The following is a 15,629-nucleotide window of genomic DNA, read 5'->3' as shown; positions in this document are numbered from 1 at the left end:
GTCCCCCGTACCGGTACTGGAGTGGAGAACACCGTGTCCGACACCGTCCTTCCGGGTCCGTACCCCGGGCCCCCGTCCCGGACCCGCCGGCTCCGCCGCCGGGCGGTGACCGGGGCGGCCCTGTCCCTGCTGATCGCGCTCACCGGGTGCACCAGCTCGACGGAGGAGGACTCCTCCCCGGCGGGCCGGGGCGCGGACACCACCCCGGTCGCGGTCACCGGCCCGCTCTGCGACGTGCTGCCCGCCGGCGACGAGCCGGGCAACCCGGCCTCCCTGGTGGGTCAGACCCCTGACCAGGCCCTCACCTGGATCCCCGTGCTCACCACCTTCGAGGCGGCGGTCCGGGCGACCGGGATGGCCGAGGAGTTGTCGGCCGCCGACGGGGTCACCATCCTCGCCCCGACCGACGACGCCTTCAAGGCCAAGTTCTCCACCGCCAACGTGGACGAGCTGCTGCTGAAGGAGACCGAGACCCTGCGGGGGCTGCTGCGCGAGCACGTGGTCACCGGGGCCCACTCGGTCACCGACCTGGTCGCCGCCGGCACCGTGCGGACCCTCGCCGGCACCGACCTCGCCGTGACGCCCGCCGACTCCGGGGCCCGGGTGGCCGAGAAGGCGGAGACGGTCTGCGCCGACTACCGCGCCGGCGCGGCCCGGATCCACGTGGTCAACAAGGTCCTCGGGAGCCTGCCGGACACCGCCCACGAGGAGGAGCACCACCACTGAGTACCCCCTTCGGCCGGGCCGGGGCGATCCCTCCGGCCCGGCCGAACGGTGCTCAGCAGTCGACGTACGAGCCGCCGTCGACCAGGTGGTGGTCGAACACCCAGCCGGAGTAGCATGTCGCTCCCCCGTGACGAGCGCCCGGACGGTGACCGGGCGTCCACGGAGAGCACCGATCATCGATCGACGAACGTACGTGTCCGACCGGGTCCGGTCGGCCCCGTACACCGAAAGGCCGCCGGCCCCTGGTAGGGGCGGCGGCCTTTCGGTACCGGCGGTGGTCGGGTGGTCAGCGCTCGGCGAAGGGGACGTACGACCGCTCAGGAGCGCCGGTGTAGAGCTGGCGCGGGCGGCCGATCTTGGTCTCCGGGTCGCCGATCATCTCCCGCCACTGGGCGATCCAGCCGGGCAGCCGGCCCAGCGCGAAGAGCACGGTGAACATCTTCGTCGGGAAGCCCATGGCCTTGTAGATCAGGCCGGTGTAGAAGTCGACGTTCGGGTAGAGCCGCCGGGAGACGAAGAAGTCGTCGGCGAGGGCGATCTCCTCCAGCTGCATCGCGATGTCCAACAGCGGGTCCGGCCTCTCCATCCGGCCGAGCACGTCCTGGGCGGCCTTCTTCACGATGGCGGCCCGCGGGTCGTAGTTCTTGTAGACCCGGTGGCCGAAGCCCATCAGCTTGACGCCGTCCTCCTTGTTCTTCACCCTGCGGACGAAGGACTGGACGTCACCGCCGTCGGCCTGGATCTTCTCCAGCATCTCCAGCACGGCCTGGTTGGCGCCGCCGTGCAGCGGCCCGAACAGCGCGTTCACGCCGGCCGAGACGGAGGCGAAGAGGTTGGCGTTGCTGGAGCCGACCAGGCGCACCGTCGACGTGGAGCAGTTCTGCTCGTGGTCGGCGTGCAGGATGAACAGCATGTCCAGCACCTTGGCCATCACCGGGTCGACCTCGTACGGCTCGGCCGGCACGCCGAAGGTCATCCGCAGGAAGTTCTCCACGTACCCGAGGGAGTTGTCCGGGTACAGCAGCGGCTGACCGATCGACTTCTTGTTGGCGTACGAGGCGATGGTCGGCACCTTGGCCATCAGCCGGACCGTGGACATCTCCACGTGCTCGGTGTCGAACGGGTCCAGGCTGTCCTGGTAGAAGGTGCTGATCGCGCTCACCGCCGAGGAGAGCACGGCCATCGGGTGGGCGTCCCGGGGGAAGCCGTCGAAGAAGCGGCGCATCTCCTCGTGCAGCAACGAGTGCCGTCGGATGCGCTCGGAGAACTCGGTGAGCTGGGTCTCGCTGGGCAGCTCGCCGTAGATGAGCAGGTACGAGACCTCCAGGAAGGTGGATTTCTCGGCCAACTCCTCGATCGGGTAACCCCGGTACCGCAGGATGCCCGCGTCACCGTCGATATAGGTGATCGCGGAGGAGCAGGATGCGGTGTTGACGAAACCGGGGTCGTAGGTGACCAGACCGGTCTCTTTCAGGAGCTTGCTCACGACAGCCCCGGGGGGGCCCTCGACCGCGTTCTGCACCGGCATCGAGAGCTGCCCACCGGGGTGATCGAGCTTGACTTCCGTCATGTGGTTCCTCGCTTCGCCGGCAGATCTACGTTGAATTGCCTTCGCTTTTACCGTAAACGCGGTTCCGGAGGTACCGCTCGCCGTGGTTCTGGGGTGAGGTATGCGTCACCCGATTCCCGACCGGTAGGATCGGAAAACCTCTGTCCGCCGGAGCCGGGCAGACGCCGCAAGACCCTTCGGGTACCCCGCCTGCGGACGGAAAACCTTCCGCCGGAGCGGCCCTCGGCCGGTGGCGGCGCCCCGCGGCGACCGGGGTCGAATATCGGGATAAGGCAGCGCTAAACGGGCGCACGTGGCGCCCTTTTTCCACCCATTGACCCTCGCGGCCGACAGCAGTGTCGACAGGAGTCAGGACAGGGCGAGGCGGTGCAGGCCACCGTCGGCGGCGACCTGGTAGACGTCCAGCCGGTTGGCGCCGGCGTGGAAGAGCCGGTCGTCGGCGACGAAGGCGGCGAACCGGCGCCCGCCGGGGTCCGGGGGCACCACCGGGACGACCGCGCCGACCCGGCCGTTGACGGCCACCGCGAGCAGGGTCCCGTCGGGTACCCGGTCCGGCACGGTGCCCCAGACCAGGGCCGGCAGCCGCCCCTCGGCCGGGTCGACGGCGGCGAACGCGGACAGGTCGGCCACCCGGGCGGTACCCCTGACCGGCTGGTCGCCGACGGTCGTGCCGACCAGCGGGTGCGGTGCCGGCGTCGGCGGCGGCACGGGCACCCCGCCGGGGATGGTGACCGGCTCACCCGGCCGGTCGTAGAAGCGCTTCTCGGCCCGTTCCCGTGGCGACTGGCGGGCGGAGCGGCCGTCCACCGACCACGGCACCCGGATCCCGACCACGTCGAGGACGGTCGGCAGCAGGTCGACGTGCTCCCAGTTGCGCTCGTCGATCCGGCCGGTGCGCTGCCCGGGTTCCTTGACGAACAACGGCACCCCGGCCACCTGGCCCGGCTCGGCGCGGATCGCGCCCATCCCCCGCCCCTGCGCCCCCCGGGTGAAGCTCACCCCGTGGTCGGCGGTGACCACCAGCAGCGCCTGGTCGTACAGGCCGGTGGCGCGCAGCGTGCGCAGCGTCTCGCCGATCAGCCGGTCGGTGTACCCGAGCTGCGCCAGGTGCCGCTGCCGGGCCAGGTCTACCCAGCCGGCGCCCTCGTTGGGCAGGTCCTCCGGGGCGTCGTAGCGGGCCCCCGACGGCAGGTACGTCCACGGCGCGTGCGGCATCAGCAGGTGCAGGAAGTGCAGCGTCGGCCGGGCGGTCGGGCGCAGGCCGGCGAGGAAGCTGGTGAACCGGGCCGGCTGGCTCTCGTTGAGCCGGTCCCAGCGGAACGTCGGGTCGGTCGGGGCGGGCTCCGCCGCGTCCAGGCCCGCCTCGGCGCGGGTGGGCTCGCGGTACGACTCCTCCGGGTCGACCCGGCTGTCCCACGGGGCGGCGATCCGCCCGAGCAGCTCGGCACTGCGCCGGGCCAGCACGCCGAGCCCCTGCTCCGGGCGGGTCGGCTGGTCGCAGCGGCTGGGCGGGCAGAGCCGGGTGATGCTCTCCTGCGCGCGGATGTCGTACCGGCCGCCCAGGGCGGTGAAGAGGTTGTCCGGGTACCGCGAGTAGTGCGGGGCGCCCGCCGTCGCCGGGTACCGGCCGGTGAGCATCGCCGGCAGCGCGTACGGGGTCCAGCCGCTGATCCCGGTCGCGGCGGGGTACCAGGTCGAGCCCGCCGCCAGCGCGGCGAAGTGCGGATACCGCTCGGCGTCGATCCGACCGTCCGGGCCGAGCAGGGAGACCAGCGGGAACTCGTCGAGGATCAGCAGCACCACCGGCGGCCGGACCCCCGGCCCGTGGGCCACCCCGGCCACGCCGCCGGAGCCGCGCGGCAGGACCACCGTCGAGGCGGGCGAGACGAGCACGAAGAGCGCGACGAAGACCAACGGCCCGACCGCCGCCACCCGCAGCACCCGCCCCAGCACGCCGAACCGCCGGTACGCGTACGTGCCGGCGGCGCCCAGCACGAGCGCCGCCGCCAGCAGCGGTACCCCGCGCAGGGGCGTGCCGTGCCGCCCGACCTGGACCGCCAGCGCGGCCACCAGCAGCCCGAGCAGCAGGGTGTGCCCGGCTTCGCGGGCGGCCCGGCCGGCCAGCCGGCTCGCCGCGCCGAGCAGCCCCAGCCCGGCGGTGGGCAGCAGCGCGATCAGCGCCACCAGCGCCGCGACGTCGCCGGGGCCGGCACCGTGGAACAGGAAGAAGTCGGGGCTGCGGCCCAGCACGTCCAGCAGCGGTTGGGTGACCACCAGCCCGACCAGGGCGGTCAGCTCCAGCAGCCGGCGCAGCTCGACCCGCCAGGCCGCCGCCCCACCGCCCCCGGCTCCCTCGCCGCCCTGCGTGACCTCAGGGGCCTGAACGCCCCCGGTGGCCCCGGCGACCGGGGCGGCGGGCACCGGGGTCGGCTCAGCCACCCACGGCCACCTGGTAGAGCGTCCGGGTGCCCGAGGGGAGGTCCTGCCGCCGCTCGACGCGGCAGCGGGCGGCCAGCAGCGCCTCGAACGCCTCCCGCCGGTAGTCGGGGAAGAGTCCGTCGGGCTTGTTGTCGAGCAGCCGCCGGGCCATCGGATCGTCCGGGTGGACGAACTCCACGACCAGGCGACCGCCCGGCGCGACGGCGTCGAGGAGCCAGTCGAGCACCGCCGGCAGCGGCACGTTGCGGCCGAGCGCCAGGTGGTGCACCACGGCCAGGGCGAGGACCACGTCCGCCCGCGCCCGCGCGCCGAAGCCGGCCCGCTCGACGCCGCGCCAGCCGCCGCCGGGTGACGGGTCGGCGAGGTCCATCACCAGCGGCAGGATCCGCCGGTCGTGCTCGGTCCGCAGCGTCCGGTAGAGCGTGTCGACCACGTCCGGGTCCTGCTCGACGGCGACGACGTAGTCGGCGTGACAGGCGGCGATCCGGGCGTACCGGCCGTCGTTGGCGCCGAGGTCGAGCACCAGGCGGGGCGAGCCGGCGGTGGTCAGCGCCAGCTCCACGAACCGCTCCTTGGCCACCCGGTCGGCACCGGAGTACCCGCAGGTGCGCTGGTAGTCCGCCCACGGGCTGGCGGCCGGCGCCCGGTCGAGCCGGCGGACCAGCCGCTCGACCCCCCGGACGGTGGCCAGCGACAGCTCGCGGGTGTACCCCGCGGCACGCAGTTGGGCCCGGACGTCGGTGGTGCTGGACCGGGCGTTGCGCGCCTGCATCGCGCCGTGCAGGTGCACGTGCGTCGGTACGCCCCGGTGCAGCCGGCGGGGGCCGGTGAAGAGCCGGCGCATCTGGTCGGGCTCGATCCCGTCGACCTGGGCCCGCAGCCAGGGCCGGAAGTCCAGCCCGAGGTGGGCGGTGAGCAGCAGCGGATAGAGCAGCGTCTGGCAGAACTGCCGGTACCCGGCCCAGGGCTCGCCGTCGCGCAGCGGCTCGAACGAGCCGACGTCGATGAAGACCGGCGCGGCCCCGCGCCACTGGAGGTTGTACGCCGACCCGTCCTTGGTGGTGAAGTCGGCCGCCAACGCCGTACGCAGGATCTCCAGGTGCAGCAGCGCGGCGTCGCGCAGCATCGAGAAGGACCACTCGTACGGGTGGGAGACGAACGGGATGCGCTCGTGCCGCAGCACGGCGGCCCAGGTCACGCCGGCCGGCACCCGGGACGGGTCGACGGGTTCGGTGCCGCAGACCTTCCCCTCGGCCAGCAGCGCCGGGAAGAAGTCGGTGGCGGCCAGCGCGCGCCACTGCTCGGCGGCGCGGGGGTCGAGCCCGCGCAGCACCTCGGAGCCGGCGTAGAAGACCTGGTTGCCGGGGTCGCGGAAGGAGGCGGGCTCGACGCGGGTGGGGGACTCGGAGATCGACATCGCCAGCGCCGACCGGGTCAGCTCTGGTCGGTGCGCTGCCGGCGGAACCGGGCGACGAGTCGTCGCCAGTAGAGCTTCGTGGCCACCACCACGCCGGCCGCCCCACCGACCACCGCCTGCACGATCAGGCTGCCGGAACCCGCATCCAGGTAGGCCAGGTCGATCACCGGTCGCTCCCTTCCCTCGCCGTCGCGCCGTGCCGACGCCTCCGATCCCCCGCGTACCGAGCTTTTGTCACGATTGCGGAGTGGTTGTCTCTTTGACACCGTACGCGAGGCTTCCCCGCGCTGGGGCCGACACGGACGACTAGCCCGCCCTGTTTCACCCCACCCCCACCCCCACCCCACCGCACACCCACCCCCGCCACACCCCCGCCGCGCGATCATGCACGAACGGCCCGTGTATCTCGGGCATTCACCGCATATCGGGGACCGCAACTGCAAGATCGCGGGGGTGGGGTGGGGTGGGGGCGGCTAGGTGTGCGTGGGGGGTTCGGGGGGGCCGGGCAGCCGGACCCGGAACTCGGTGCGGCCCGGCCGACTGTCCACGTCGACCGTGCCGTGGTGGGCCTCCACCACGGCCGCCACGATGGCCAGGCCGAGCCCGGTACTGCCGTGCGCCCGGGACCGGGAGCTGTCGCCCCGGGCGAACCGTTCGAAGACCTCGGGTTGCAGCTCGGCCGGGATGCCCGGACCGTCGTCGGTGACGCCGAGCCAGGCCCCGGCGGGGTCGACGCCCAGCCGGGTGGTGACCGTCGTCCCGGCCGGCGTGTGCACCCGGGCGTTGGCCAGCAGGTTCGCCACCACCTGGTGCAGCCGGGCCGCGTCGCCGGCGACGGTCACCGCCTCGTCGGGCAGGTCGAGCTGCCAGTGGTGCTCGGGGCCGGCGACGTGCGCGTCGCTGACCGCGTCGACGACCAGGGCGCTCAGGTCGACCGGGCCGGTGGCGAGCGGGCGGCCGGAGTCGAGCCGGGCCAGCAGCAGCAGGTCGTCGACGAGGCTGGTCATCCGGGTGCTCTCCGACTCGACCCGGCGCAGCGCGTGTGCCACGTCCGGCGGCACCTCGGCCCGGCCCCGCCGGGCCACCTCGGCGTACCCCCGGATGGCCGCCAGCGGGGTGCGCAGCTCGTGGCTGGCGTCGGCGACGAACTGGCGGACCCGGGTCTCGCTGGCCTGCCGGGCGGCGAGCGCGGCGGCGACGTGCCCGAGCATCCGGTTGAGCGCGGCGCCGACCTGCCCGACCTCGGTGCGCGGGTCGGTGTCGGCGGCCGGTACCCGCACCGACAGCGCCACCTCGCCCCGGTCCAGGGGCAGCTCGGTGACCCGGCCGGCGGTGGCGGCCACCCGACGCAACGGGCGCAGGGTGGCCCGCACGATCAGCGCGCCGGCGCTGCCGACGACGAGCAGGCCGGCGGTGACGAGGCCGGCCTGGGCGGCGACCATCCACCAGACGGTCTCCTGCACCCCGGCCAGCGGCAGGCCGAAGGCCCGGACGCTGCCGTCGGTCATCTGCCGGGCGACCACCCGGTAGTCGCCCAGCTCGCCGAGGTGGCGGGTCCGGGGACGGCCGTCGGTCGGCAGACCGGCCAGGGGGGACAGCGCGGCGACCGGCACCGCCTCCTCGGCCCGGCCGGTGGTGAGGGTCCGGGCCGCCACGACCTGGCCGGCCGAGACCTGGGCGACGATGGTGCCCGGCGGGAAGCCGGGCGGGATGCCCAGCAGGTCCCAGCGCCGGTTCGGGGGCATCGGTTCCCGCCCCTCCGGCCAGCGGCTCTCCGGGCGGAGCTGGTCGTCGACCTGGTTGATCAGCACCTGCCGCAGGGCGACCGTGGTGACCGCGCCGATGCCGACGCTGACCAGGGCCAGCAGCATGACCACGGTGGCCACCAGCCGGGCCCGCAGCGACCGGCCGGCCAGCCACCGCCGCACCCGGCCGGCGGGCACGGGCGGCGGCACCGCCGGGGCCGGCGGGGGTACGGTCGGCTCAGTCGGCGGGCTTGAGGACATAGCCCGCGCCCCGCAAGGTGTGGATCATCGGCTTGCGGCCGGCGTCGATCTTCTTCCGCAGGTACGAGATGTAGAGCTCCACGACGTTGGCCTGGCCGCCGAAGTCGTAGTTCCACACCCGGTCCAGGATCTGCGCCTTGCTGAGCACCCGGCGCGGGTTGCGCATCAGGTACCGCAGCAGCTCGAACTCGGTGGCGGTGAGCGTGACCAGCTGCCCGTCCCGGCGCACCTCGTGGCTGTCCTCGTCGAGGGTGAGGTCACCGACGGTCAGCACCGCGTCCGGACGGGCGGCCACGGCGAGCCCGGAGCGGCGCAGCAGGGCCCGCAGCCGGGCGATCACCTCCTCCAGGCTGAACGGTTTGGTGACGTAGTCGTCGCCGCCGACGGTGAGGCCGGCGATCCGCTCCTCCACGGCGTCCCGGGCGGTCAGGAAGAGCACCGGCACCGTCGGGGTGTGCTCGCGCAGCCGGCGCAGCACCTGGAAGCCGTCCAGGTCGGGCAGCATCACGTCGAGGACCACCACGTCCGGCTCGAACTGGCGGGCGGTGCTCAGCGCGGTCATCCCGTTGCCGGCGGCGCGGACCTGCCAGCCCTCGTACCGCAGGGCCATCGACAGCAGGTCGGTCAGGGTGGACTCGTCGTCGACCACCAGCACCCGCACCGGGGTGCCGTCGGGGCGGCTCAGCTCGATCCGACCCTGCTCGACCTGCCAGTTCATGACCATGCCCCCATCGTGGGCGGGTTCGCTGTGCGGCGCCTCTGCCGTTCCTGTGTACCAGCTGTGGGGGCCGGGGCGGGGCGGTTCACCCCGGATCACGCCCGGACACCGCCGCGCACCGGCCCCGCCGGCCCGTCGGGGCCACGGTTTGCCCTGTTGACGGGAGGGGTACCGCGAGCGGTGGTACCGCGCCCGACCCCCTGGCGCGGTGACGGAGCGAAGGAGCGGTCGATGAGGACGCTGGACGGCCGGTACCGGCTCGAACAGCGCATCGGCATCGGTGGCATGTCGGAGGTGTGGCACGCCCACGACATGGTGCTGGACCGGCCGGTCGCGGTGAAGTTGATGTCGGCCGGCCGCGACGGTGACGGCGTACCCATGGAGCAGGTCCGCACCGAGGCGCGGTCGGCGGCCCGTCTGGTGCACCCGAACGTGGCCAGCGTGCACGACTTCGGCACCGCGTCGACGCTGCCCGGCAGCCCGGTGCCGTACCTGGTGATGGAGCTGGCCGAGGGTGAGACGCTGGCGGCGCACCTGCGGGCCGGGCCGTTGGACTGGCGGATCGCGGTCCGGGTCTGCGCCGAGGTCTGCGCGGCCCTCGCCGCCGCGCACGCGCACGGCATCGTGCACCGGGACGTGAAGCCGGCGAACGTGATGTTGACCCCGTCGGGCGTCAAGGTCCTCGACTTCGGCATCGCCACCGCCGTCGGCGCCCCGGACACCACCCCCGACGGGGTGGTGCTGGGCACCCCGGCGTACCTCGCGCCGGAGCAGTTCGAGCGGGGGCCGGTCACCCCGGCCGCCGACATGTACGCCCTCGGTGTCCTGCTGTACTACTGCCTCACCGGCCGGCTGCCGTACGCGGCCGACACCGCGACCCAGCTCATCGGGGAGCGGCGGCGGCACGCGCCGGAGCCGCTGCCGGAGATCGAGGGCCTGCCGCCGGAGGTGGCCGACCTGTGCCGGCGGTGCCTGGCCGACGACCCCACCGAGCGCCCGGGCAGCCTGGTGGCGGCGCTCCTGCTGGCGGAGGCGGTCGACGCCCGGGTGTACGTGCCGATGCTCCAACCCACCCCGCCGGCGCAGCGGATCTCCCCGTGGACCGAACGGGCGGCCACCGAGGCCACCCAGGCCGCCCCGCTGACCGACCCGTCCATCACCCGGCAGCCCTGACCGCTGGTCCCGGTGCCGGGTGTTTCGCCGGGTGGGGGGCGGGTAGCCGCTGCGGAGAGGGACGGGAGGAACGCGATGCCGGAGCCACATTCCTGGTTGCACGCTGCCACCGCGACCGCCGAGGGCGGGCACGTCCGCACCGACGACGGCGAGCTCTCCACCGCGCTGGCGTCCCCGCTGGCGCCACACTGCACCGGGCTGACGCCGGAACAACTGCTGGCCGCGGCGTTCGCGTCCTGCCTGCACCACGCGGCGGTGGAGGCGGCCGGGGAGATCACCGACGAGGCGCACACCGTGCAGGTCCGGGCCGAGGCGCGGCTCGGCCGCGACGACGACGGCCGGTACCGGGCCGACGTGCACGCCTCGATCTCCTCCACCGGGTTGACCCCCGGGCAGTTGACCGAACTGGTGGAGCACGCCGACCGGCTCTGGCCGTTCTCCAGCGGCGACAGCACCCGGCACCGGCTCACGGTGACCCGGGCGCAGAACGGCGGGCGCTGACCCCACCGCCGGGGCGGGCCGGCCCGGCCGGGCCATCCGCGCCTCGGCCGGTGAGCGGGGGTGCATCGGCCGAACGGGGGACCCCGGGGGCAGGTGGCGAGCGGGCCGGATAGCCGGACCACTTGCCACCTTTTCCACCTTATTGTGGATTTTTCCGACATGTGGCTTCGGTGTCGGCCAGGCGGTTTGGGTTCGACCGCGCGGAATCGGGGCGCCGACCGGAGCGGATTGTGACCCATGCCACTGAGCAGGCCGATGGCAATCGCCGCCCCACTTTCTAGCCTCGGCGGGTGCATCCCGACGACCCCTTCGCCCAGAAGCTGACCGAGACCCCGACCGATGGCCGCCCGGACGACCCGGCATCCCCCGTACGGCCGACCCGGCGGCACCGGACGCCGGCACGTCGTGGGGCGGCGCTGTTCGCCTCGACCCCGCTACGGGTCGCCCTCGCCACCGGCGTCACCTGCTGCCTCGGCGTGGCCGCCCTCGCCGGAGTCCGCGCCACCGAGGACGAGCCCGCCGGTGAGCCGGTCCGCGAGGCGCTGATCGACCGCGCCGTCGAGGCGGACCAGCGGGCCTCCCGGGCGCTGGACCGCTCCCCCACGCCCAGCCCCGTCCCGACCCGCCCGAGCGCCTCCGCCACGGCCACGGCCACCCCCAGCCCGACGAAGACCACGGCGAAGCCGAAGCCGAAGACCACGCCCGCGAAGCCGACCACCCCGCCCCGCCCCCGACCGGTGGCCGGGCTGACCCAGGTGCAGATGGACAACGCCAAGGTGATCGTGGACGTCGGCGCCGACCTGAAGATGCCCCGCCGGGCCCTGGTGGTGGCGGTGGCCACCGCGATGCAGGAGAGCAACCTGTACAACCTGGCCAGCGACGTGCTGCCCGAGTCACACCAGTACACCGACCAGGGCAGCGGCTCGGACCACGACTCGGTCGGACTGTTCCAGCAGCGGCCCAGCAGCGGCTGGGGCACCGTCCGCGACCTGATGCGCCCCGCGCACGCCGCGCAGCTGTTCTACGAGGCGCTGCGGCAGATCCCCGGTTGGCAGTCGCTGAGCATCGCCGCCGCCGCCCAGGCCGTGCAGATCTCGGCCTTCCCCGATGCGTACGCCCAACACGAGCAGCGGGCGAGCACGGTGGTCACGGCGCTGACCTGACCGGCCCCACCCGGCCCGCCGGTCTCGGCCGGTCACCGCACCCGGGTACCGTGGTCGGCCCGGGGTTCGGTGGCCGCGTCGGCATCGGGGGCGGCGGCCCGGGTGGCCGGTACGCCGGTGGCGGCGGCAGCGGTCGGCGTGTCCGCCGGCACCGGCTCGACCACCACCCCGCCGAGGATCTCGTCCACCCGCTCCGCGCGGCGACGCCGCGCCTGCAGCGCCGCCTCGAAGTCACGGCGGGCCTGGACCGCCTCGGCGTACACCCGTTCCCGGAGCTGGCGGGCCTCCTGCCGGGCGACGTCCAGCTCGGCGCGGGCCTGGGCCAGCAGGTCGGCCGCCTGCCGGTCGAGGTCGCCCGGCGCCGGCCCGGCCGGGCCCTGCCGGTCGAGGCGGGCCCGCAGCCGGACCGCCTCCTGGCGGACCTGGTCCCACTCCCGGCCGGCGTCGGCGGCGCCCTCCGCCCACGCCGACAGCCGGGCCAACCCGACGCCCAGTTCGTTCAGGCAGGAATCCACCTGCCGCTGGTCGTAGCCGTTCGCAACGACGGAGAACCTCATTCTGTCGCCCCCCAGGCAGCCGAAAGTCTCTTCCCCCACCTGCGATCCTCGACGGCGCGGCGCGCCGCCGAGGCGGTTCGGGAAAAATGTTCAGCATCCGAGCGGCGACCGACCCGGCGAACCGGGCGGCGCGGACGGAACCGCCCGTCAGGAGCGCTTGGGCAGCACCACGACCCGGCCGAAGAACTCGTCGATCCGGCGCACCACGTCGTTGAAGTCGTCCAGGTCGATCGGCTTCGTCACGTACGCGTTGGCCTGGAGGGTGTAGCTGCCGACGATGTCGGTGTCGGCGTTGGACGTGGTCAGCACGACGATCGGGATGGTCCGCAGGTCCTCGTCCTGCTTGACCGCGCCGAGCACCTGCCGCCCGTCCATCCGTGGCATGTTCAGGTCGAGCAGGATCACGTCCGGCCGGGCCGCGTCGGTGTGCCGCCCCTCCCGGCGGAGGAACTCCATCGCCTCCTGGCCGTCGCTGACCACGTTGATGACCTTGTCGACGTCCGAGTCCGCCAGGGCCTCCTCGATCATCAGGACGTCACCGGGGTCGTCGTCAACCACCAGGATGCGAACCGGGCTCGGGGCTCCTACACCCATGACTACCTGCCTCATCTCGGCGGAAAACGGATGACCTCACGGTCACCTGCTGGCGGGGAAATCTAGCCCATCACGGCGTGGACCGTGACGGCGGGTCGCCCCGCCATGTCTCGTAGCGCAGGACCTCCCAGAGGCCGGTCACCCGCAGCACCCGTTCGACCCGGCCGGTCGCCCCGGTCACCCGCAGCCAGCCGCCGTCGGCGGCGGCCCGGTTGTCCCCCCGGACGAAGGCCGCGATCCCGGTGGAGTCGCAGAACAGCAGGTCACTGAGGTCGAGCAGCAACTGGCGCTCACCGGCGTCGGCGAGCTGGTCCAGCACGGTGGTGAGCGCCGGGGCGGTGCTCATGTCCAGCTCACCGCCGAGCCGCAGGCGCACCCCGCCACCGTCCCGGGGGGCGTACGTGACGGTGAACGTCAACGTGGTCCCTTTCGCTTCGCCGCAGGGCCGATCCTTGCAGTGTGGCAAGTATACGCAAACCCACCCGACGGACCCGGGAACCGACCGGTCAGTGCCGGCGGGTGCCGCCCTGCCCGGACACCCGGGCCCGCCCCGCCGCCAGGTACGCCGCCGCGCGCGGGAAGTCCCGCAGCCGCTGTCCATAGTGGCCCAGGGTCAGCCCCACGGCGGCGGCCGGCACCCCCCGGCTGGCCAGCAGCGCCAGCAGCCAGTCGACGAACTCGGTGAAGAGCGAGGCGTCGGCCACGTAGACCGCCGCGGCCAGGAAGTCCACGATGTAGCCGAGATCGCTGACGGTCGAGTCGAGCTGCGCGGGAGTGTACTCCCGGGAGCGCGGATACCGGTCGTACAGGTCGGTCAACGCGCTGTCGACCAGTTCGCCGCGCCGCTTGACCAGGCTCGCGTACTCGTCGTCGGCCAGGTGTGACAGGTCGGCGGGGGGCACCTGGCGCAACGCCCGATCGTCGGCGACCAGGGCGGCGGCCGAGGGCGCGTCACCGGCCCAGGTCACCCCGAGCGTCCGCGCCCAGCGCCCGTCCGCGGCGAAGCCCCGCCCGCCGACCACTACCGGCACGTCGGAGCGGCGGCACGCCTCGATCACCCGGTGCGCGTACGGCAGCCGCATCGGCAGCGCACAGCCCAGCGCCACCGCGTGCGCGTCGTACCGGTGCAGGTAGGACACCAGGTGCGCGGCGGGGACGCTGGCGCCGAGGAAGGTCACCTGCCAGCCGCGCAGCCGCAGTACCTCGGCGACCAGCCGGGTGGGCAGCGCGTGCCACTCGCCGTCCAGGCAGGCCACCACCACCCGCTCCCCGGTCGGCCGGGCGTCGGCGGTGGCCGCCACGGCGGCGACCACCCGCTCGCTGATGTGGGTGGCGGCGTGTTCCTGGGCGACGCTCCACTCGTTGCGCGCCCACCGCTCCCCCACCTCGGCCTGGGCGGGCGCGACCAGGTCGAGCAGGATCCGCTCGGCCGGTACGCCGCCGGCCAGCAGGTCCAGCGCCACGTCGATCGCGGCGTACTCGTCGGCCTCCGCCAGACAGTGCACGAAGGCGGGAAAGGCCTCGGCCGTCGTGCTCGCGGTCGTCGGGGCGCTCACGCCGTCGTCTCCCTCTCGTCGTGGTGTCCCCGGGCGGGGGCGGGCACCGCGTGCAGGTGGCGGACCGGGCGGGGGTTCGTGCCGACCGCGCGCAGCGCCAGCACCGCGATGTCGTCGTGGTCACCGTGGGCGAGCCAGTCGCAGGTGACCTGCTCGACCCGCTCGGCCAGGGCCGGCGCGGGCATCCGGTGGCAGCCGCCGACCGCGGTCAGCAGCCGCTCGGTGCCGAACTGCTCGTCGCCCCGGCGACCGCCGCGCGCCTCGGTCACCCCGTCGCTGTACAGCAGGCAGGTCTCGCCCGGCTCCAGCCGGACGCTCACCTCGCCGACGCGCGGGTCCGGCACCACGCCGATCAACATCCCGCGCAACGGCACCGGCTCGACCGCGCCGGAGGCGCGCAGCACCAGCGGCGGCAGGTGACCACCGCCGGCCAGGGTCAACGTCAGGCTGCCGTCCCGGTGCGGGCGCACCACGCCCAGCACGATGGTGGCGAACCGGCCCTGGCCGTGCGCCAGGGTCGTCTCCAGCAGCGCGTCGTTGAGCAGCCGCAGCAACCGGGCCGGGTGCGACTCCACCCGGTGCAGCGCCTGTAGGCACTGGCGGAGCTGGCCGGTGAAGACCGCCGCCTCCACGCCCTTGCCGGAGACGTCCCCGAGGAAGAAGACCGAGCCGCCGTCGGCCAGTCGGTGCGCGCCGTAGAAGTCGCCGCCGATGCGCAGCCCGGCCTGGGCCGGCCGGTAGGCCGTACCCCACTGCACGCCGGTGGTCTCGACCGGCTCCACCGGGACCAGGCTGGCCTGCAACGTGTCGGCCACCTCGGCCTGGTCGCGGTAGAGCATCGCGGTGGTCAGCGCCGCCCCGGCGCGGGCGGCGAAGGCGCGGACCAGGTCGACGTCGGCCTCGTCGTACCAGCGGGTCGCCCGCCGGGCCACCAGCAGCACCCCGGCGGGGGCCTCCCGGCCGGGCAGCGGGACGACCCGGGCGCACGCCTCGGTGGCGGGCAGGCCGGGCAGCCAACCCGCCGCGACCGCCTGCTCGACCAGCCAGTCCACCGCGTGCGGCTCGCCGCCGTCGAGGCCCTCGGCGATGGCCGGCGGCAGGTCGGCCACGGCGAGCATGCCACTGTCGACGGTGGGCACCTCGTCCTCGGTCCGCAGGGCCCGCCACCAGCGGGCCCGCCCGGAGCGGGGGGCGAGCACCAGCACCGCG

15 protein-coding genes are annotated in these 15,629 nt (G+C 74.2%); 4 read left to right on the top strand and 11 right to left on the bottom strand.

Annotated features, from left to right (window positions below):
- Nucleotides 1–33: 33 nt before the first annotated feature.
- On the top strand, nt 34–726 hold the full coding sequence (locus AWW66_RS10585) for a fasciclin domain-containing protein (protein ID WP_157527359.1): 693 nt from the start codon (nt 34–36) through the stop codon (nt 724–726).
- 286 nt (nt 727–1,012) lie between these two features.
- Here AWW66_RS10585 and AWW66_RS10580 read toward each other — a convergent pair whose 3' ends face one another.
- The 6 genes from AWW66_RS10580 to AWW66_RS10560 form a co-directional block, all read right to left on the bottom strand.
- Nucleotides 1,013–2,296: a citrate synthase gene (locus AWW66_RS10580; protein ID WP_067363496.1), complete on the bottom strand. Its 1,284-nt coding sequence runs from the start codon at nt 2,294–2,296 to the stop codon at nt 1,013–1,015.
- Nucleotides 2,297–2,644: 348 nt separating this feature from the next.
- A complete protein-coding gene (locus tag AWW66_RS10575) occupies nt 2,645–4,735 on the bottom strand; it encodes a sulfatase-like hydrolase/transferase (protein WP_342671917.1) in 2,091 nt (696 codons plus the stop codon).
- The gene (locus AWW66_RS10570; protein ID WP_067363493.1) at nt 4,728–6,152 is read right to left on the bottom strand and encodes a class I SAM-dependent methyltransferase; all 1,425 of its coding nucleotides are present in this window, start codon (nt 6,150–6,152) and stop codon (nt 4,728–4,730) included. Before AWW66_RS10570 ends, AWW66_RS10575 begins: the two co-directional genes overlap by 8 nt.
- 17 nt (nt 6,153–6,169) lie before the next feature.
- Complete coding sequence (locus AWW66_RS34340; RefSeq protein WP_169807091.1) at nt 6,170–6,319, bottom strand: hypothetical protein; 150 nt, start codon at nt 6,317–6,319, stop codon at nt 6,170–6,172.
- Nucleotides 6,320–6,625: 306 nt separating this feature from the next.
- Nucleotides 6,626–8,068, bottom strand: coding sequence for a sensor histidine kinase (locus tag AWW66_RS10565; protein ID WP_067363594.1), 1,443 nt, complete (start codon nt 8,066–8,068; stop codon nt 6,626–6,628).
- Nucleotides 8,069–8,135: 67 nt separating this feature from the next.
- Nucleotides 8,136–8,882, bottom strand: coding sequence for a response regulator transcription factor (locus AWW66_RS10560; protein ID WP_067363490.1), 747 nt, complete (start codon nt 8,880–8,882; stop codon nt 8,136–8,138).
- Nucleotides 8,883–9,107: 225 nt separating this feature from the next.
- On the opposite strand from AWW66_RS10560, the gene AWW66_RS10555 reads away from it, so the two are divergent.
- The 3 genes from AWW66_RS10555 (at nt 9,108) to AWW66_RS10545 (ending at nt 11,713) form a co-directional block, all read left to right on the top strand.
- The gene (locus AWW66_RS10555) at nt 9,108–10,049 is read left to right on the top strand and encodes a serine/threonine-protein kinase (RefSeq protein WP_067363486.1); all 942 of its coding nucleotides are present in this window, start codon (nt 9,108–9,110) and stop codon (nt 10,047–10,049) included.
- A gap of 75 nt (nt 10,050–10,124) precedes the next feature.
- The gene (locus AWW66_RS10550) at nt 10,125–10,550 is read left to right on the top strand and encodes an OsmC family protein (protein WP_067363483.1); all 426 of its coding nucleotides are present in this window, start codon (nt 10,125–10,127) and stop codon (nt 10,548–10,550) included.
- A 290-nt stretch (nt 10,551–10,840) separates the two neighbouring features.
- Nucleotides 10,841–11,713, top strand: coding sequence for a hypothetical protein (locus AWW66_RS10545; protein WP_067363480.1), 873 nt, complete (start codon nt 10,841–10,843; stop codon nt 11,711–11,713).
- A 32-nt stretch (nt 11,714–11,745) separates the two neighbouring features.
- Here the strand turns inward: AWW66_RS10545 and AWW66_RS10540 are convergent, their stop codons facing one another.
- The 5 genes from AWW66_RS10540 to AWW66_RS10520 form a co-directional block, all read right to left on the bottom strand.
- Entirely contained in the window at nt 11,746–12,270 is a 525-nt protein-coding gene (locus AWW66_RS10540; RefSeq protein ID WP_067363478.1) for an ATPase, read from the bottom strand.
- Between the two features lie 147 nt (nt 12,271–12,417).
- Nucleotides 12,418–12,864 carry a response regulator gene (locus tag AWW66_RS10535; RefSeq protein ID WP_067363475.1) on the bottom strand — a complete coding sequence of 149 codons (447 nt, stop codon included), beginning with the start codon at nt 12,862–12,864 and terminating at the stop codon, nt 12,418–12,420.
- 70 nt (nt 12,865–12,934) lie between these two features.
- Complete coding sequence (locus tag AWW66_RS10530) at nt 12,935–13,282, bottom strand: STAS domain-containing protein (protein ID WP_067363472.1); 348 nt, start codon at nt 13,280–13,282, stop codon at nt 12,935–12,937.
- A gap of 88 nt (nt 13,283–13,370) precedes the next feature.
- Nucleotides 13,371–14,420, bottom strand: coding sequence for a cobalamin B12-binding domain-containing protein (locus AWW66_RS10525; protein ID WP_067363469.1), 1,050 nt, complete (start codon nt 14,418–14,420; stop codon nt 13,371–13,373).
- Nucleotides 14,417–15,629, bottom strand: a 1,213-nt coding sequence (locus AWW66_RS10520; RefSeq protein WP_067363466.1) for a PP2C family protein-serine/threonine phosphatase, incomplete at its 5' end; no start/stop codon positions are given. The genes AWW66_RS10520 and AWW66_RS10525, both read right to left, overlap by 4 nt.

It is taken from the genome of Micromonospora rosaria, from assembly GCF_001567585.1.
Taxonomy (GTDB): Bacteria; Actinomycetota; Actinomycetes; order Mycobacteriales; family Micromonosporaceae; genus Micromonospora; species Micromonospora rosaria.
The sequence above is the reverse complement of the archived record's forward strand: the minus strand, read 5'-3'. Positions and strand labels throughout refer to the sequence as shown.